Annotated in this window: 11 protein-coding genes; 1 reads left to right on the top strand and 10 read right to left on the bottom strand. The window is 62.3% G+C overall.

Annotated elements, in window-relative coordinates; all coding sequences use genetic code 11:
• Nucleotides 1–41 precede the first annotated feature (41 nt).
• From NN484_RS24110 to NN484_RS24130, 5 genes are all read right to left on the bottom strand, one after another.
• Nucleotides 42–572, bottom strand: coding sequence for a hypothetical protein (locus NN484_RS24110; RefSeq protein ID WP_127647502.1), 531 nt, complete (start codon nucleotides 570–572; stop codon nucleotides 42–44).
• Between the two features lie 77 nt (nucleotides 573–649).
• Nucleotides 650–2,572, bottom strand: coding sequence for a hybrid sensor histidine kinase/response regulator (locus NN484_RS24115; protein WP_127647504.1), 1,923 nt, complete (start codon nucleotides 2,570–2,572; stop codon nucleotides 650–652).
• Nucleotides 2,573–2,670: 98 nt separating this feature from the next.
• The gene (locus NN484_RS24120; RefSeq protein ID WP_274658092.1) at nucleotides 2,671–2,793 is read right to left on the bottom strand and encodes a hypothetical protein; all 123 of its coding nucleotides are present in this window, start codon (nucleotides 2,791–2,793) and stop codon (nucleotides 2,671–2,673) included.
• Complete coding sequence (locus NN484_RS24125; RefSeq protein WP_274658093.1) at nucleotides 2,790–5,075, bottom strand: ATP-dependent DNA helicase; 2,286 nt, start codon at nucleotides 5,073–5,075, stop codon at nucleotides 2,790–2,792. The genes NN484_RS24120 and NN484_RS24125 overlap by 4 nt, the downstream gene beginning before the upstream one ends.
• The gene (locus NN484_RS24130) at nucleotides 5,072–6,724 is read right to left on the bottom strand and encodes a VRR-NUC domain-containing protein (protein WP_274658094.1); all 1,653 of its coding nucleotides are present in this window, start codon (nucleotides 6,722–6,724) and stop codon (nucleotides 5,072–5,074) included. Before NN484_RS24130 ends, NN484_RS24125 begins: the two co-directional genes overlap by 4 nt.
• 205 nt (nucleotides 6,725–6,929) lie before the next feature.
• Here NN484_RS24130 and NN484_RS24135 point away from each other — a divergent pair, with 205 nt between their 5' ends.
• The gene (locus NN484_RS24135; RefSeq protein ID WP_127647508.1) at nucleotides 6,930–7,154 is read left to right on the top strand and encodes a YgdI/YgdR family lipoprotein; all 225 of its coding nucleotides are present in this window, start codon (nucleotides 6,930–6,932) and stop codon (nucleotides 7,152–7,154) included.
• Nucleotides 7,155–7,276: 122 nt separating this feature from the next.
• Here NN484_RS24135 and NN484_RS24140 read toward each other — a convergent pair whose 3' ends face one another.
• The 5 genes from NN484_RS24140 to eprS all read right to left on the bottom strand — a co-directional run bounded on the left by NN484_RS24140 (nucleotide 7,277) and on the right by eprS (nucleotide 18,033).
• On the bottom strand, nucleotides 7,277–7,651 hold the full coding sequence (locus NN484_RS24140) for a hypothetical protein (RefSeq protein ID WP_274658095.1): 375 nt from the start codon (nucleotides 7,649–7,651) through the stop codon (nucleotides 7,277–7,279).
• Nucleotides 7,652–7,891: 240 nt separating this feature from the next.
• A complete protein-coding gene (locus tag NN484_RS24145) occupies nucleotides 7,892–9,745 on the bottom strand; it encodes a polyurethane esterase (RefSeq protein ID WP_274658096.1) in 1,854 nt (617 codons plus the stop codon).
• A 206-nt stretch (nucleotides 9,746–9,951) separates the two neighbouring features.
• Entirely contained in the window at nucleotides 9,952–11,640 is a 1,689-nt protein-coding gene (locus tag NN484_RS24150; protein WP_127647514.1) for a polyurethane esterase, read from the bottom strand.
• Between the two features lie 56 nt (nucleotides 11,641–11,696).
• The gene (locus NN484_RS24155) at nucleotides 11,697–14,783 is read right to left on the bottom strand and encodes an autotransporter domain-containing protein (protein ID WP_425518795.1); all 3,087 of its coding nucleotides are present in this window, start codon (nucleotides 14,781–14,783) and stop codon (nucleotides 11,697–11,699) included.
• A 298-nt stretch (nucleotides 14,784–15,081) separates the two neighbouring features.
• Nucleotides 15,082–18,033 (bottom strand): autotransporter serine peptidase EprS, encoded by a 2,952-nt coding sequence (gene eprS, locus NN484_RS24160; RefSeq protein WP_274658097.1) that lies wholly within the window; start codon nucleotides 18,031–18,033, stop codon nucleotides 15,082–15,084.
• Nucleotides 18,034–18,039 lie beyond the last annotated feature (6 nt).

An 18,039-nucleotide genomic window follows, 5' to 3' on the forward strand; every position in this document is an offset into this window, starting at 1 on the left:
GGCGGCGAAGTCCGGGCTTTTTCTTTGCGCGTTGATCAGTCTCAGGGGTTGGTCACTTGAATGAACACCGCATAAGCCCCCAGCAGAATCCAGAACGTGGCAAAAATCCAAGGCGTGCGCACCGAAAACAGCAACGACTTGCGGTAGCCCTTGTGGCTCGACTCCATTTCACTGAACAGCGGCGATTCGTCGTAGGCCAGGCCCATGATCGGTTCGCTGTGCAGCAACTCGCTTTGCTTGTAGTGCCAGTGATCGATGATGTCGTAGGCCGCGCGAATGCCCGGCCAGGCGTTGAGCGAGCTGAGCAGCCCGAGCAGCGCCAGAAACGGCGGCACCACCAGGGTGAACAGCTTTCCCCACTCGGGGTTGAGGTTGGCCATGCACGAGGCAAAGGCAATCACCAGAAACGACTGCGCCGCCAGATAGGCGTCGGTGCGGTTGGCGAGGATGCTGGTTTCGTACTGGATTTCCTTGCGATAGAAATCCAGCCGTTCCTTGGGCGAACCGAACATTTTCGCGTTGTGTTCGGTCAGCACTTCTTCGGCAGTAGGCTGGGTCAGTATGCGAGGCAAGGGACACACGCTCCGGGACAGGGAAAGTGTTTAGAAGCACCCCGTCGCGCACTAGTTCAGCCGGATGTATCGCCCGGTCACTTCATCGACTGAGCGATGATTTCCACCAGATTAAGCTGAGTGAACGGTTTGGGCAGGCGCGGCAACTGAGCGGCAAAGCCTTCCAGGCGTTCGGCGTACCCGGTCGCCAGAATGATCGGCAGGTCCGGTTTGAGCAGTCGCACCGCGTGGGCCAGTTGCGCGCCGCTCATCTGCGGCATGGCCATGTCGGTGATCATCAGGTCGATGACTTCGCCCTGATCGAACAGCGCCAGCGCGCTGGTACCGGAGGTGGCACTGACCACGCGATGCCCGAGGTCTTCGAGCAGCAACGTGGTGCTGGTCAATACCAGCGAATCGTCGTCCACCACCAACACGCTGAGCCGTGGCACCGTAACCGGTTCCGCGGTCGGGTACACCGATGGCGTCTTCACACCGTCCGCCGCGACCGGTAACCACAGCTCCGCCTCCGTGCCATGGCCCTTCTGGCTCTTGAGAATAAAGCGGCCCCCCAGTTGCTCGATGAATCCATGCACCATCGACAACCCCAGCCCGGTGCCCTTGCCCAGGCCCTTGGTGGTGAAAAATGGATCCCGGGCCGACGCCAGCGTGTGCTCGTCCATGCCTTCGCCGGTGTCGCGCAGACTCAGGCAGACATAACGCCCCGCCGCCAGGTTTGAATGACTTTGTTCGAGGATCACTTCCGGCCGCGCCGTGATCACCACGCTGCCGCCATCGGGCATGGCGTCCCGGGCATTGGTCGCCAGATTGAGCACCGCCAGTTCGAGCTGGTTGGTATCCGCCAGCACCCGCTCCAGCCCTTCGGGCAGGCAGGTTTCGATTCTGATCCCCGGCCCCAGTGAACTGCGCAACAGGCCGGTAATGCCTTGCACCAGTTTTGCGATATCGACCGGCTCGGTCTTGAGTTCCTGACGGCGGGCAAAGGCCAGCATGCGCTGGGTCAGTGACACGCCGCGCAACGCACCCTGGGTGGCGTTTTCCAGCAGACGGTTGATTTTCGGGTCGTCACCGACGCGCTTGCGCACGATCTCAAGGTTGCCGAGGATCACGGTCAGCAGGTTGTTGAAGTCATGGGCGATGCCGCCGCTGAGTTGGCCGATGGCCTGCATCTTCTGCGCCTGAAACAATGCTTCCCGGGTTTTTTCCAGTGCCTGCTGCGACTGATGGACCTCTGTCACATCGCGAGTAATTTTAGCGAAACCGAGCAACGTCCCGGTTTCGCCGCGAATGGCATCGACCACCACATGGGCGAAAAACCGGCTGCCATCCTTGCGCACCCGCCAGCTTTTGTTTTCGAAACGTCCTTCCCGCGCCGCGGTCTCCAGTGCCCGTTGCGGCTCGCCGCGCTCACGGTCTTCAGCGGTGTAAAAAATCGAAAAATGCTCGCCGATGATTTCTTCCGGCCGATAGCCCTTGATCCGCTGTGCACCCTGGTTCCAGTTGGACACCCGGCCATCGGGGCTAAGCATGTACAGGGCGTAGTCGGTCACCCCCTGCACCAGCAGGCGGAACTGCTGCTCGCTTTGCTTGAGGGTCTCTTCAGCCATCTTGCGGTCGGTCAGGTCGCGGGTGATCTTGGCAAAGCCCAGCAGCGTGCCGTCCGGATCGATGATCGGATCGATCACCACGTGCGACCAGAAATGCGTACCGTCCTTGCGCACCCGCCAGCCTTCGCCTTCGAACCGCCCTTCGCGGATCGCCGTGTCCAGCGCACGTTGCGGCAAACCCGCAGCGCGGTCCTGCGCGGTGTAGAAGCGCGAGAAATGCTCACCGAGAATCTCTTCTTTCTCGTAGCCCTTGAAGCGTTTGGCGCCGGAGTTCCAACTGGTGATGATGCCGTCCGGGTCGATCATGTAAATCGCATAATCGACCACCGCATCGATCAGCAGACGAAAACGCATCTCCTCGATCGCGGCGGTTTTGCTCGGGTTATCACTCATCAGGTTCACCGCTGGTTTTTGTTAGCCCAAGTATGCGGAAAACCGGCGCCTTGGGAAGATGCAAACGCGCTTCAATCGAAAGGCCACGAGTCCGGCACTCAGCGATTTAGTCCTTTGACAATGCGTGAGAGCAAGGCGTTGTAAACAAATGCAGGAATCTGCTCGGCCTGTTGAACGTTTTTCGCCTCGCGCGATGGCAGCGGCAGAAGCTGGCGCTTCATCCTGCCGGGATCGTTGGTTTTTCGCCTGCGCCGAGGGACCACCAGCGTGGCAACAGTTGCTGGACGCGCGGCTCGGCAAACCGGTCATCGATCAGCATCACCACGCCGCGATCCTGTCGCGTGCGGATCACCCGTCCGGCGGCCTGCACCACTTTCTGTACGCCCGGATACAGATAGGTGTAGTCGTAGCCGGCACCGAAAATCGCCGCCATGCGGCGTTTCAACTGTTCGTTGACCGGGTTGAGCTGGGCCAGCCCCAACGTGGCAATGAACGCTCCGATCAGACGCGCTCCCGGCAGGTCGATCCCCTCGCCGAACGCACCGCCCAGCACAGCGAAGCCGACGCCCTGGCTCTCGGCGGTGAACTGGTCGAGAAATGCCTGCCGCTGCCCTTCCGCCATGCCCCGGGACTGCTGCCACAGGTTGATGTGCGGATGCCGTTGGGCGAGCAGTGTCAGCACCTGTTGCAGGTAATCGAAGCTGCTGAAAAACGCCAGGTAATTGCCCGGGCGGTCACTGAACTGGCGGGCGATCAGCTCGACGATCGGCTCCAGCGACGCCTGACGGTGATTGAAGCGCGTGGAAATCCGGCTGACGATCTGCACCTGCAATTGCTCGGCACTGAACGGCGATTCCACGTCGATCCATACCGTGTCGGCAGGCGTGCCCAGCAAATCGGCGTAATAGTGTCGCGGGCTCAGCGTCGCCGAGAACAGCACGCTGCTGCGTGCCGCTTTCAGGCGTGGGCCGATGAACGCGGCCGGCACCACATTGCGCAGGCACAATTGCGACAGCGGCCGTTTGCGGTCGAGGTCGCGCTTGCTGATGTCGAACAGGAAATGCTCGTCGAACAGCTCCGCCACCCGGCCGAACTGCAGCATGTCGAAATAGAAGGTCTGCAGGGCGCTGTCGAGCCCCTGCGGATGATCATTGAGGTAATCGCCGATGGCCGCGCTGCACAGGGACACCGCTTGCAGCAGTTTTTCCGGCGCCTTGTCGTAGGCCTGATACGGCGCCAGTTGTGGCTGATGCAACGCGTTCCATTCACGGTTGAGCCGTTGCAGGGATTTCTTCAGCGCTTCGGGGGCCGACTTGCGCACGCCGGCCAGGGCTGCCTGATCGAGACTGGCGCTGTACATCGACCGCCCGCGTTCGACCAGGTTGTGCGCTTCATCGGCCAGGACCGCGACTTTCCACTGATTGAGCTGGGCGAGGCCGAACAGCAGCGCGCTGAAATCGAAGTAATAGTTGTAGTCCGCCACCACCACGTCAGCCCAACGGGCCATTTCCTGGCTCAGGTAGTACGGGCAAACCGTATGCTGAAGGGCGACTTCGCGCATCGCCGCCTGATCGAGCAGATTGATCCGGCTGGCCGCTTCCCGGGCGTCGGGCAGGCGATCATAGAACCCTTGGGCCAACGGGCAGGACTCGCCGTGACAGGCCTTGTCCGGGTGTTCGCAAGCCTTGTCCCGGGCGACCATCTCCAGCACCCGCAACGGCAAGCCTTCACACTGATCGAACAACACCTGACTGGCATCCAGCGCCAGTTTGCGCCCCGGGGTCTTGGCGGTCAGGAAGAACACCTTGTCCAGTTGCTGCGGCGCCAGGGCCTTGAGCATCGGGAACAGCGTGCCGAGGGTCTTGCCGATGCCGGTGGGTGCCTGGGCCATCAGGCAGCGGCCAGTGCTGACTGCCTTGAACACCGATTCAGCCAGATGCCGCTGGCCGGGGCGAAAGTCCGCGTGGGGAAAGACCAACGTCTGCGCTGCCCGATTACGCGCCTCGCGATGAGCCATTTCCTGCTCGGCCCAAGCCAGGAACAATCGGCACTGCTCCTCGAAAAAGCCCTGCAAGACTGACGCGCTGAAGGCTTCGACCAGGCAGGTTTCCTTCTCGCTGACGATGTCGAAATACACCAGCGCCAGATTGATCTGCTCAAGGGCCAGCTTGCGGCACATCAGCCAGCCGTAGATTTTCGCCTGCGCCCAGTGCAACTGGCGATGGTTGGTCGGCTGCTTGCTCAGATCGCCGCGATAGGTTTTGACTTCTTCCAGGCAGTTTTGCGCCGGGTCGTAGCCATCCGCCCTGCCCTTGACCTTCAGTTGCAGAAACTCGCCTTCCAGCGCCACTTCGCTCTGGTACTTGTCGCTGCGCCGCGAGGCCACGGTACGGTGCCCGAGCATGCCTTCGAGCGCTGTCGGCGAGGGGGTAAATCGCAGGTCGAGGTCGCCGGTCTTGGCGGTGAACTCACACAGCGCGCGCACCGCAATGCTGTAGCTCAAGCGCTCTGCTCCGCCCATTGCACGTAACACACGGCGACCGGCATCTGGTGTTCGTGGCAGAACTCCAGCCAGCGCAGTTGATTGTCCTGCAAGCGGTCACCGGGGCCTTTGACTTCGATCATCCGATAGGTCTTGTGCTGCGGCCAGAACTGGATCAGGTCCGGCATGCCGGTGCGGTTGGCCTTGATGTCGAGCAGCAAGCGATTGAACCAGTGCTTGAGGTGTTCGGCCGGCAGACAGGCCAGCGCTTGTTCAAGCAGCTCCTGATTCAACGCGCCCCAGAACACGAACGGCGACTGCACGCCCCATTTGGCCACGAACCGCTCACGAATGGTCGCGGCATAACGGCCATCGTCGAGTTGGTCGAGACACGCCCGGAACAAATCGGCGCGGCGCTGCTGGAAGTCTTCATTGAGCAGGTCCACCGGCCCGCGTTGAAACGGGTGAAAGAACGCCCCCGGCAGCGGCGCGAAAATCGCCGGCCAGCACAACAGGCCAAACAGCGAGTTGATCAGGCTGTTTTCCACGTAGTGCACCGGGCCGGCGTCTTCGTGCAGATGCGCCTGCACGTAGCACTCCACCGACAGTGCCGGGTCGGTGCGCGGCAATTGCAGATCGAGGCGCTCGACCGGTCGTGGCGCTGCACGTTTGAGCGGCGGCCCGCCGAGTTTGCGCCGCAGTCGCGGCAGCATCCTTTGCAGGCTCTGCTGTTCGGCGGCGCTTTCCGGCGCCTGTTCGGCCAGCGTGGCGAGTTCCAGCGCCAGTGCGTATTCGGCGCAGCGCTCCAGCACGCGGATCATCCGCTGTCGGGCACCGGGGTACGCGCACTCGCGGTAAATGTTCAGGGCCAGGGCAAACTCGCTGAGGCGCTCGCAATACTGGCCGATCTGGAACAGGACCTTGCCGCGCCGCCGTTGCAGCCACGGGTTGGCAAACTGCAGCGCGCTGAGCTGTTCGACGATGGTTTCCAGAGGTTCACCGGCCTCGAAGCGCAGCTGGCAGTGATGCAGGAACAGGCAGGCGTCGACGTCTTCACGGCTGCGCAGGCCACGGGAGTCGGCGCAGAGTTCGACTTTTTCGTAGATAAAGATCCCGAGGTCGGCGAGCACGAATTCCGACCAGTCCTGATACAGGTTGCCGAAGAACATCAGGCGCAGGCGGTCGCAAAGGTCCATGATGGTCAGGCTGAACAAACGGTCGGCGAGCGTGGGCGCCCACTCGGACAGGCTGCGCGATTCGCTGAACTGCTCGGCCAGCGCTGGCAGCCAGTCGTCCTTGCGGCCCTTGGGTTGCTCGATAAAGCCGCCAAACGCCTGCAACAGTTCGGCCTTGAGCAACACGTCGAACACCTCGGCCACCGTCAACCGTGCCTGATCGTCGAGCCAGCCGTGACTCAGCAACGGTTGCGCGGCGTCGCTGATGTCACCGATTTCCGCATAGTTGAGTTTGCCGAGGCGAAAATGCACGCCCTTGCGCATGACCATGCGCACCAACAACCCTTGAGAGGCGCAGGGCAAGGCCTTGAAGTCGCGGATAAACCCGTGCTCGGATTCACTCATCACATCGGCATAGCGAAGCTCAAGCCAATCAAGCACTTGCCGGAAGTTGTTGAGGTAATAGAACGGATCGTCGAGGGGGTTGGCAGTCACGGGAATTCTGGGCCATGGCGAGCGAATACTGGTTATGCGTACAGATAGCAGCTCTGCCCGGTCGCATGCAAACGGAAAAAGATCAATGGCAGCGGCAATCTAGATTTTTTCAGGGTGCCATCGAACTTTTCCCGGCTCAATGGCACCAACCGCGTTAGAGACCGAATACGGTCAATTCATATGCAATGAGGTATTTGAGGTGGGTATGAACATCAAGACTCTGGGTCTTCCCCTGGCGGTAGCGGCCCTGCTGGCATTGGGCGGTTGTTCGACGCCGACCGTGGTGACCTTGCAGAACGGCACCCAGTATTTGACCAAGGACATGCCGAAAACCAAGACCAAGGACGGTTTCTATGAGTTCGAGGATATTTCCGGAGCCAAGGTGAAAGTCCGCGCCGATGAGGTCGCGACTGTACGCAAAGAAGACTGACACTCCGCTGTACTTGTAGGAGCTGCCGCAGGCTGCGATCTTTTGACTTTGATTTTATAAAACAAGATCAAAAGATCGCAGCCTGCGGCAGCTCCTACAGAGGTCAGTCAACGTGCTGGGTGTTACTCGAAAGCAGGCATGCCCGGCATGCTGTTATCGCATCTGAAGTACTGGCCCCCCCGGTGCGCCAGTTCTGCTTGCAGACGTCGGCAGCGCTCCAGATCCTGTTGGGCCATGCGGTCGATGCTCAGGTTGCCGGTGGTTTGCGGCTGTTTGCCGTCACCCAGGCGCAGGGTCACGAACGGCTGTTCGGGCTGGATCTGAAACAGGCTTTTCTCTTCGACCGGCTCGGCCACTTCGGTCTTCGCCGGTTTCGGCAGTTGATCGGTGCTGACTCCGTAACGGCTCAGAATCGAGGTTGGCGGCAGATCGGCCCAGGCATTGGCCGATAACAGCGCCAGTCCGACAATCCCGATATACCCCTTGACCCTTCTCACGTGTGCATCTCCTGTACTCAATGGCGGCTAGCTATAGAACGTGTGTGCACGTACTGGCTTTAGGCCGCTTTTGCTGTTTGCAGAGCTTTTGAGTCAGGGTGTGGCTGTCGAGTCACTTTTGATACCGAGTTGTGGCGAGGGAGCTTGCTCCCGCTGGGGCGCGGAGCGGCCCTGAAAAACTTTAATGAGCGCTACGCACTCAATCGGGAGCAAGCTCCCTCGCCACAGGTTATTGATGCATCAGGCGATCACAACGCCATCGGCACTCAGGTTATTGAGCGCCACCCCCACCAGCGTCACCGAGTCATTGCCAAACGTCAGCACCGTGTCCTGTCCCACCGTCGCGGCATGCGCGCGGAAGTCGTCGGTGGGCAACACGCCCTGCACACCGAGGAACACCAGTTTGTCGTTGGCGGTGTAACCCACCACCCGGTCCTGACCGAACGCGCCGTTGAACAGGAACGTATCCGCCCCGCCCCCCGACTCCATCAGGTCATTGCCGGCGCCACCGACAAACACGTCGTTGCCAATGCCGCCGATCAAGTGGTCGCTGCCGTCCAGCCCGAACAGCCAGTCGCCGCCGGCATGCGCCTTGAGCGTGTCGGCGCCGCTGGTGCCTTTGACGCTGGACTCGTACTGAGTGACGTTATTACCGACCTTCAGGCCGCTGGCCGTCACGCTGTGGGTCACGTCGTCCTTGAACAGGCCCCAGAGGAAGCCCGGCTCCTTGGTGACGATGCTGCCGATGTCGCGGGTGATGCTGATCCCGCCATTGGCGTCGCGGATGTACAGGTTGCCGGCGCCGTCGTTGGCGAAGTCGAACTTGTTCACCGATTGCTGCAAGTCGAGGGTGTTGCTGCCGGCGCCACCGAGGACGACGTTGTAGCCGCCAGCGTCGCGGAAGGTGTCGTTGCCGGCGCGCCCTTCGAGGTAGTCGTTGCCGCTGCCGCCCTGGATCAGGTCATTGCTGTCGCTACCGATGATGAAAGTGCTGCCCTTGTGGGTTTCGGCGTTGCGGTTGAGGTCCTGCACCCAGGTGTTGGCCCGCGCCGGGTCCGACAGGTTGGCGACGATGATCGTCGAGTCCTTGCTGGTCAGGTCGTAGAACTTCGACTCGATGATGCGGTTCATGCCGTCGCCGTATGCGGTCGGCAGGTGCGAGATCCAGGTCGGAATGTTGAGGATGGAGAATGGCAGCAGATTCCACGCGGTCGAGGCGTAGTGATCGTTGAAGCTGACGATGTTGTCGGTGGCCGACTCCTTGGGCGCGTCATGCACGCCGACCGAGGCGCCGGTGAAGGCCGAGCCGTCGAGGGCGCGGAACACCGGATCGTTTTCGTAACCGACATTGAGCACCTTGTCGGTGCTGCTCTGGGTGGGCGAGGCGTAGGCGATGTAGTTGGAGTCAGCGAAGAACCCGCCCCATTTGCCGCCACTCAGGTCAGCCATGCTGTTGACCGCCAGGCCGCCGAGGCTGTGGCCGCTGACGAGAACGTCCTTGCCGGTGAGGCCGTTGGCCTGGGCGAACGCCACCACATCATTGAGCAGATTGCCGAACGCTTCGCCGGCGTAGTTCTTGGCGTAATCCTTGGGGCCGAAGGCCGCCAGCAAGTCGTTGATCACGTCGCCGATGGAGTCGAGGATCAGGTTTTCCCGCGGGCCGCTGGTGCCGCGAAAGGCGATGCCGATTTCCGTGAGATGGCCCTGAGCGTCGTACTTGCCGAGGATTTCGACCTGAGCGGTGGTGTAACCGGCCTTCTCGCCGAAGAAGGTGCCGCGGGCATCGGTCTTGCCGTCGTAACCCAGTTGCGAGGCGGTGATCGGTGTCCAGCCGGCGTTTTTCACGGCTTCCAGGGCGAGTTTTTCCGAATCGGGGTTCCACGGGATGCCGGGAATCACCCCTTGGGAATCGGTGCCGCCAAGCAACGCCGTGACCAGCGTGGCGGGCAGGCCGAGGCCGAAGCCGTTGTGCTGATAACCGGCCGCAAAGCCGTTATCGAGGTTGTGGTAGGAATACAGCGTGATCGCCATGGCATCGCTGAACAACGCCTTGGAATCGGCTGTGCCGAAGTTCTTGTAGTCATACACACCCATTGCTATTGCCTCTCTTTTGTTGGAATTGTCAGAGATAGCTCACAGCCAGGGCGCCCCTCGCGGGCACGCCCCGGAGCATTTCAGTACTACTTGCACACAGCCCCTGTAGGAGCTGCCGAAGGCTGCGATCTTTTGACTTTGCTCTTCAAAGCAAGATCAAAAGATCGCAGCCTCGTGTCACTCGACAGCTCCTACAGGACGAGTGCTTACGCGAACACGAAAGACGAGTCCGACAGGTTAGCCACTCCCACCCCCACCAGGGTCACGGCATATTCGCCAATCTTCAGCACGGTATCGGCCCCTGACTGCGCCGCATGCTGTTTGTAGTCGTAGCCCTGCCCCGCGCCTTCGACGCCCATGAACACCAGTTTGTCGCTGCCCTGATAGCCATTGATCGCGTCGAATCCGAACGCGCCACTGAACAGGAAGGTGTTGTTGCCACCCACTGCCGTCATCATGTCGTTGCCGGCGCCACCGACGAAGGTCACGTGGCCCTTGTCGCTGAGCAGCTTGTCATCGCCGCCCAGGCCGAACAGCCAGTCACCGTCGGCGCTGGCGTGCAGCGCATTGCCGTACGCATCGCCGTTGAGCGAATGGGTGTACTGGGTCAGTTCGCTGCCATTGCTCAGCCCCTTGGCGGTGACGCCCCAGGTGATCTCCTTGCTGCCCCACCACGAACCCGACTCCTTGCTCACCAGCGCGCCGATGTCGCGGGTCATGCTGATGCCGCCGTAGGCGTCGCGCACGTACAGCGTGCCGTCACCGTCGTTGGCGAAGCTGAAGTTCTGCAGCGGCTTCTGCAGCTCGAAGGTGTTGTGGCCCTGACCGCCGAGGAGGATGTTGAAGCCACCGTCATCGCGGAAACGATCATCGCCGCCCAGCCCTTCGAGGAAGTCGTTGCCCGCCCCGCCCTTGAGCCAGTCGCTGCTCTGGGTGCCAATGATGAAGGTGCTGCCGGTGTGCGGCTCGCCGCTGCGCCCCAGATCCTCGACCCAGGTCTTGCCCCGGGACGCCTCTTCCAGGTTGGAGACGATGATCGTCGAGTCCTTGTGCGTCAGAGGGTAGAACGTTGAGTCGATCACCCGGTTCAAGCCATCGGCATACCCCAGCGAGCCATGGGCCGACCAGTTCAGTGGATTGGCGATGCTGAACGGCACCAGGTTTTGCGCCGTGGATGCGTAGTTGTCGTTGAAGTTGACGATGTTGTCGGTGGTCGACTCATGCGGCCCGTCGTGTTTGCCCAGCGACCCACTGCTGAACGTGGTGCCGTCCAGGGCGCGGAACACCGGATCGTTTTCGTAACCGATGTTCAGCACGTTGTTGCCGGTGCTGCTCTGGGTCGGCGAAGCGAACGCAATGTAGTTGGCGTCCTTGAAGAACCCGCCCCAGTTGCTGCCACTCAACTCGGCCACGCTGTTGACCCCGAGACCGCCCAGGCTGTGGCCGCTGAACAACACGTCCTTGGCCGCGATGCCGTTGGCAATGGCGAACGCGGCGACGGCCTTGAGCAGGTTGTCGAAGGCGTTCTTCGCGTAGTTGCTGGCGTAATCCGACGGCCCGACGGCGGCCAGCAGATTGTTCTTCATGTCGCCGAAGGTGTCGCTGTAACCCAGCCCGCCGGTGCCCCGAAAGGCCACGCCGATACCGATCAACTTGCCGGCCGCGTCGTATCTGCCGAGCACTTCGGCTTCGGCGCTGGTAAAACCGTCCTTCTCACCGAAGAACGTGCCTTGCGCCCCGACCTTGCCCTGATAACCCAGCGCCGTCGCGGTGACCGGCTTCCAGGCAGTGGCCGGCAAAGGCAGGCCTGTCGGGGTGTAGGCATACAGCGTCAGCGCGATGGCGTCGCTGTACAACGCTTTGCCATCGGCATTTTTATAATCGAACAATCCCATGTTGTGCCCTCTCTTCCTTCAAACCGGCAGCCCCACGAGGGGCTGCCGGTACGCTTTTAGAACTGCCAGTCGAGGGTCAGACCCACGCCGTGGTCCTTCTCGTTGTTACCGATCAGTCCGTTGTAATCCAGGTTGACCCGGACATCGCGATTGAGCGCCAGCCCGGCACGCACACCGACCACTGCCGCATCACGATCCATTGACACACTCTGCACGGTGAAGGCGCTGTTGCCATTGGCGAACGCCAGGTGGCTGTCAGCATCGACGCTGCTCAGGTTGTGCTGCCAGCCGAGGGTTGCCCCCAGTTCCAGCTGATGTTTGTCCGACAGCGCGAAGGTGCGCTTGGCGCGGACGCCAAGGGTCGACAGCACCACATCGCGGTTATCTTCACCGCCCTTGAGCGCCGCTGCATCACCCTTCTCGGTGAAACTTTCGGTGTTCAGGTGCACGTACGACAGATTGGCGAACGGCTCCAGATTCATCGGATGCAGGCGCAGATCGTAAGCCGCTTCGGTGAACACTTGAGTCGTCGCCGCATCGTGCTTGGTTTTCTCCTTGGCACTGACGCCGCCGAACTGCAGATCCCGTTTCACGTCCACGCGATGCCAGCTATAAGCCGCGCCTGCGGTCAGGCGCAGTGCATCGATCTGATGCCCCAGGTACGCACCCAGGTGGTAGCTGTCGACCGAGGCCGACGAATGCGTGCCGCCGCCCATGTTCAACGAACTGTCGCTATAACCGGTAACGAAACCCAGACGGGTATCTTCAGCAATCAAGCCGTCGACCCCGGCCAGCAGACCGCCGATGGAGCTGTTGGCGTCGGCGTTCTCATGCCCGCCATCGCTCTTGCCCCACGAACCCAACACCTTGACCCAGGCGTTGCTGCGATCGTCGGTCGGTGCGTCGGCATTGAACAGATCGCGCTCGCGCAGACGCTCGCCCACCGCTTCTCGCAGATAACGGCTGTCGTTGATCAGCAGCGTGCCAATCGCCGGGTGAATTTCCCCGGACAGTTGCTGGAACGCCTGTTGCGCCGAGGCTGTATTCGGCGACAGCAGCAGGGTTTCGAACAGCGCGTTGCCCGCGCCCAGACGCTCGGCAGCCGCACCGACCGCACGCTGGTTCGGCGTCAGGCCGACACTGGCGAACGACGCGCCATTGCGCCCCACGTCCAGTTGCACACCGTTGGCCGAGTACGCCAGGGTGCCGCCAAGGAACGCGTAGTTCGGCAGCACCTGGCCGAACTGGCCTTGAATGCCACCGGCCGCTTGCAGGATGTTGAACTGAGTGCCGAGCAGGCTTTTCACTTGCGTGGTGCTGAGCAAGGTCGGGCTGTTTTCCAGTGAGAGGCTGACGGTGGCGCCATCAATCAGCGCTGTGCCACCGGCCACGATCTTGTCGCTGCTGGTTGGCGACACTTCCACCGCGTAGGTCGAACCGCGCTCGAAGGTCACGTCACCGGCCACGTTCAGCGTGCCAATGGAGTTGCCCGGCGCGACGGTACCGCCGCTTTTCGCGGTCAGTGCGCCGATGCGGCCGTTACCGCCGAGGATGCCGCTGTCGTTGACCGTGACTGCCGATGCCAACGAACCGTTGATTGCCAGACGTCCCTGATTGACCAGGGTCGGGCCGCTGTAGGTGTTGTTGCCGGTCATCACCAGCGTGCCGATGCCCTGTTTGGTCAGGCCGCCGTGACCGGAAATGTCGTTGCGCCAGGTGTCGAGGCCGCAAGTGATGTCGTTGCACACGCGCTCGGTCGGTTTGCCCTTGTCGATGATCGCGCCGATGCCCGGCAAATCTGCGACAAACTGGCCCGAACCGTAGGCACCCTGAATGCGGAACTCTTCGGGAATGTCCTGCTCGGTGACGAACATCGCCGGGCCATCAATGCCCTTGCGCAGGTTGATCATGCCCCAGCCGTACAAGGCGTCGATGCCCGGTGCGCCGAGGTCGGTGGCGGTGGTGCGCAACACCGTGGCGACCTGATCGCCAGTCATGTACGGGAAGCGCTCCATCAACACCGCCATCGAGCCGGCCACGTGCGGCGCGGCCATCGAGGTGCCGTTGTAATTTTTGTAGCCGGTGGTCAGGTTGTCGGCGTTGGTGCCGCTGATGATCGAGCTATAGATCTGCGTGCCCGGTGCCGCGACGCAGAAGCTCGCGGTGTAGCCGCAGCGCGAGGAGAACGTACTCATGATGTACGGGTTGGCGCTGGCCTGGTCCGGGTTCCTCTGCAACGCGGCGACGGTGATCCAGTTCGGCGCGATGTCCGGCACGAAGTAACCGAGGCCGGCGATGGCGTCCGGGTTGTTCAGGTTGTAATCGTTACCGGCGGCGAAAATCGTCACGATGCCGCTGCGGGCGGCGGCAATGGCGCCGTCGTAGGCACCGCCGGGTTTGGTGCCGAGCAACGTGCGAATTTCGTTGAACTGCAATTGCGCGTCATTGACCGTGAAGTGCGGATACGCCGGGTCGCGGCCACCGAGGTCGAAACGGTCAGTGATGCCGATGCCCCAACTGTTGTTGATGATCCGCGCGCCACTGGCGATCAGCGCATCCCAACCGGCCTTGTACACCGCGCCGTCGTTGCCACGGACGATGCCGTCTTCCGGGCCCGGGTCGCCGTTGTCGGCGCTGATGATCTGCGCACCGAACGCCACACCGTGCATCGGCCCGCCGTCACGGCTGCCGGCAGCGATACCACCGACATGGGTGCCGTGGGCACCGAGCTTGCCGTCGGAACCGACCGAGGGCGAACCGTCATAGCGGAACGCATCGCCGGCTTTGACCGGGATGTACGGGTCGGTGTATTCGCGGATCCCGCTGGTGACCAGGGTCACGACTTTATTGCTGCCGGAGAACTCCGGGTGCGCGGCGTACACCGGCTGGTCAAAGATGCCCAGTTTCACGCCTTTACCGGTGTAACCGGCAGCGTAAGCGTGATCGGCGCCAATGGCGCCCAGGCCCCACTCGGCCTGGAACTCGGCACTGCGCCAACTGGCGGGATCGCCGGTGCGGCCGTTTTCCACGTAAGGCGCCGCGTGCGCGGTGCCCCAGGTGGTCAACGCGCAGAGTACGGCGCAATTGAGGGTTTTCATGGCGAAGCGACCACCCGTTTGCGCGGGGGTATTGTTGTTATTCATCCAGCGACCTTCCTTAGTGTTGTTGAGAAAAATCCGTTTACTTCAATCTCATGAATGCTGCTTTTTGTGGCCAGGGAGCTTGCTCCCGCTGGGGCGCGAAGCGGCCCCTGCATTTTCCCAGTCGAACCCGGTTTGTCGGATTTGCGACTGCTACGCAGCCGAGCGGGAGCAAGCTCCCTCGCCACTGGTATGTGCCCACGGAACCTGTAGGAGCTGCCGCAGGCTGCGATCTTTTGATCTGGCTTTTAAAAGATCGCAGCCTGCGGCAGCTCCTACAGGGGGGCGCGTACCCCCTCCGTCAGAACTGCCAGTTCAGGCTCAGCCCCACGCCATGGCTCTTCTCGCGGTTGGCGAGTTGCCCGTTGTAATCAAGGTTGACCCGCACGTCCTTGCTCAACGCCAGGCTGGCTTGTACGCCCACCAGCGCGGCATCGCGCACCAGCGCCGAACTCTCTACCGAGTACGGTGTGCTGCCGCTGGCAAAACGCAGATGCTGTTCGGCGTCGATGTCGCTGAGGCTGTGCTGCCAGCCGAGGTGGCCGCTGACGTCCAGCGCCTGCCCGGCCGACAAATTGAACCGCTTGACCGCCCGTACACCAAGGGTGCTGAGCACCACATCACGCTGGTCGCCGGTGCTTTTCAGCGCCGCCGCGTCGCCCTTTTCGGTGAAGCCGTCAGTGTCCAGATGCACGTAAGCGAGGTTGGCGAACGGCTCCAGCGCGACCGGTTGCAGGTTCAGGCGATAAGCCGCTTCACCGAAGACCTGAGTGGTGGCCGCGTCGACCTTGGTTTTCTGTTTGGCGCTGACATCACCGTACTGCAGATCGCGTTTGACGTCGGCGCGATGCCAGCTGTAGGCCGCACCGGTGCTCAGGCGCCAGGCGCCGATGTCGTGACCGGCGTAGGCGCCGAGGTGATAGCTGTCGACCTTGGCCGACGAATGCGTGTCCGAGCCCATGTTCAGCGAACTGTCGCTGTACCCGGTGACCAGACCGATGCGGGTCTGCTCGTCCAGCGCGCCATCGACGCCGGCCAGCAAACCTCCGATCGAGGTGCTGTAGCGCGACGTGTCCTGACCGGAGTCGGTCGAACCCCAGGCGCCGAGGGCCTTGATCCAGCCGTTGCTGTGCGTGGCGTTTGCATCGTGCAGGCGTTCGCCGACCGCGTCGCGCAACTGGCGGCTGTCATTGATCAGCATTGAGCCGAGCGCCGGGTAGATTTCGCCGCTCAGTTGCTGGAACGCCTGTTGCGCCGAGGCCGCCGAGGGCGACAGCAGCAGGCTTTCGTACACCGAATGACCGGCGCCCAGGCCTTCGACAGCCGCCGCCACCGCGCGCTGATTCGGGGTTTGCCCGACGCTGGCGAACGAGGTTGCGTTGCGCTGGATGTCGAGCTGAATCGCGTTGGCCGCGTAGTCGAGGTTGCCACCGATGAACAGGTAGTCCGGCAACACCGCACCGAACTGGCCTTGAATGCCACCGGCTGCTTGCAGAATGTCGTATGAGTGGCCGAGCAGGCTGCGGGCTTCAGTAGTGCTGAGCAAGGTCGGGCTGTTTTCCAGCGACAGGCTGACGGTGGCGCCGCTGATGCTTGCGGTGCCGCCGGCGACGATACGGTCGCTATTGGTCGGCGACAGCTCGACCGCGTAGGTCGAACCCTGCGCAAAGGTCACGTCACCGGCAACATTCAAGGTGCCTATGGAATTGCCCGGCGCCACGCGGCCGCCGCTGTTGGCTGTCAGCGCAGCGATCCGCCCGGAGCCGCCCAGGGTGCCGCTGTCATTGACGGTCACCGCCGAGGCCAGCGAACCGTTGACGCTGAGCAAGCCGCCGTTGACCGTGGTCGGGCCGCGAAAGGTGTTGTCGCCGGTCAGCAGCAAGCGCCCTGCTCCGGATTTGATCAGGCTGCCCTGATAGACCCGGGTCGCCGCTGCGGCATCACGGGCCATGCCCACTGCGTAATCGGTCTGATCCTGCTGACTGGCGCCGGCCGGTACGCCGTTCTGCCAACCTTTGTCCTGCAAGGTCTGCTGCCAGGCGCTGTGTTCGGCGAGGTCTTCGCCCTGACGCTGGAGCAAGGCCTTGTCGGAGATGTCATTGCTCCAGACGTCGCTTTGCCCGGCAGCCAGGTTGGCATTGAACGCCCCCAGCAATTGCCCCGGCCCGCGCATCGCCCGGTTCAGGTTGGCGACGCCCCAGCCAACCCGCTCGGTCGGTGCATCGGTGACCGAGCCGTCGAGTTGCGTGGCGGTGGTCAGCAGCACTTCGAGCGCCTGCTGATTGTTCATGTACGGATAGCGTTCCATCACCAGCGCCAGTGCCCCGGTGGCGTGCGGTGCGGCCATCGAGGTGCCGGACTTGATCGCGTACCCGCCGCCCGGGATAGTGCTGTCGATCTTCGCCCCCGGCGTGGTGATGCACCAGTATTTGGCGATGCCGCACTGGTTGTACTTCTGCTGATTGCTTTGATCCAGCCCCGACACTGCCAGCCAGTGGCCTTCGAGATCCGGCTGAAAATACGGCAGCGCCGAACGCACGCTGGCGTTCGGGTAGCCGCTGTTGCCAGCACTGAACACGTTGATCACGCCGCGGCGCGAGACGTCCGCCGCGGCGTCGAGCCAGGTGCCCTGATTCCAGTGCTGAGCATAGGCCGCGTGCAGATCGGCCAGGGTGCGATAGCTGACATCCGGCGGCTGGCTGCCCCAACTGTTGTTGATGGCGCGCACGCCAGCGTCAGCCAGAGCGTCATACACCGCTTTGAAGTAACGCGGATCGGGTTTGGGGCCAAACAGGAAGCTGTCGTTCTTGTTGGTATTGCCGACGTAGATTTGCGCGTTGTATGCCACGCCGTGCATGCCATTGCCGTCACGGCTCGCGCCCATGGTGCCGACCACGTGGGTGCCGTGGGAGTCGTTGTTGGGGTTGAGGGTGCCGTTGACGCTGAACAGCGAACCGTCGACATAGCTGCCGGACGCCAGTACCGGGTGATAACGCTCGGTGGCGAACTCGGGGTGGGTGGCATCGAAGCCGGAATCGAGAGCGCCGATCTTCACGCCCTTGCCGGTGATCCCGGCGGCGTAGGCCTGATCGGCCTGCATCCGCGCCAGACCCCAGTCGCGCTGGAACTCGGCGCTGCGCCAACTGGCCGGATCGCCGGGTTGGCCGGATTCGACGTATTGCGCATTGGCTTGCGCGATGGAAACTGCGAGCAACAGGGTGCCGACCGCCGCCGGCTTGATGCGTACTTCCATGTTCAC

This window comes from Pseudomonas serboccidentalis (assembly GCF_028830055.1).
In the GTDB taxonomy this organism is placed as follows: Bacteria; Pseudomonadota; Gammaproteobacteria; order Pseudomonadales; family Pseudomonadaceae; genus Aquipseudomonas; species Aquipseudomonas serboccidentalis.

What these genes read in the sequence shown, in the direction of transcription:
- NN484_RS24115 (WP_127647504.1), bottom strand. Translation starts at nt 2,572, where the DNA reads ATGAGTGATAACCCGAGCAAAACCGCCGCGATCGAGGAGATGCGTTTT.
- NN484_RS24120 (WP_274658092.1), bottom strand. Translation starts at nt 2,793, where the DNA reads ATGAAGCGCCAGCTTCTGCCGCTGCCATCGCGCGAGGCGAAAAACGTT.
- NN484_RS24135 (WP_127647508.1), top strand. Translation starts at nt 6,930, where the DNA reads ATGAACATCAAGACTCTGGGTCTTCCCCTGGCGGTAGCGGCCCTGCTG.
- NN484_RS24145 (WP_274658096.1), bottom strand. Translation starts at nt 9,745, where the DNA reads ATGGGTGTGTATGACTACAAGAACTTCGGCACAGCCGATTCCAAGGCG.
- NN484_RS24150 (WP_127647514.1), bottom strand. Translation starts at nt 11,640, where the DNA reads ATGGGATTGTTCGATTATAAAAATGCCGATGGCAAAGCGTTGTACAGC.
- NN484_RS24155 (WP_425518795.1), bottom strand. Translation starts at nt 14,783, where the DNA reads ATGAATAACAACAATACCCCCGCGCAAACGGGTGGTCGCTTCGCCATG.
- eprS (WP_274658097.1), bottom strand. Translation starts at nt 18,033, where the DNA reads ATGGAAGTACGCATCAAGCCGGCGGCGGTCGGCACCCTGTTGCTCGCA.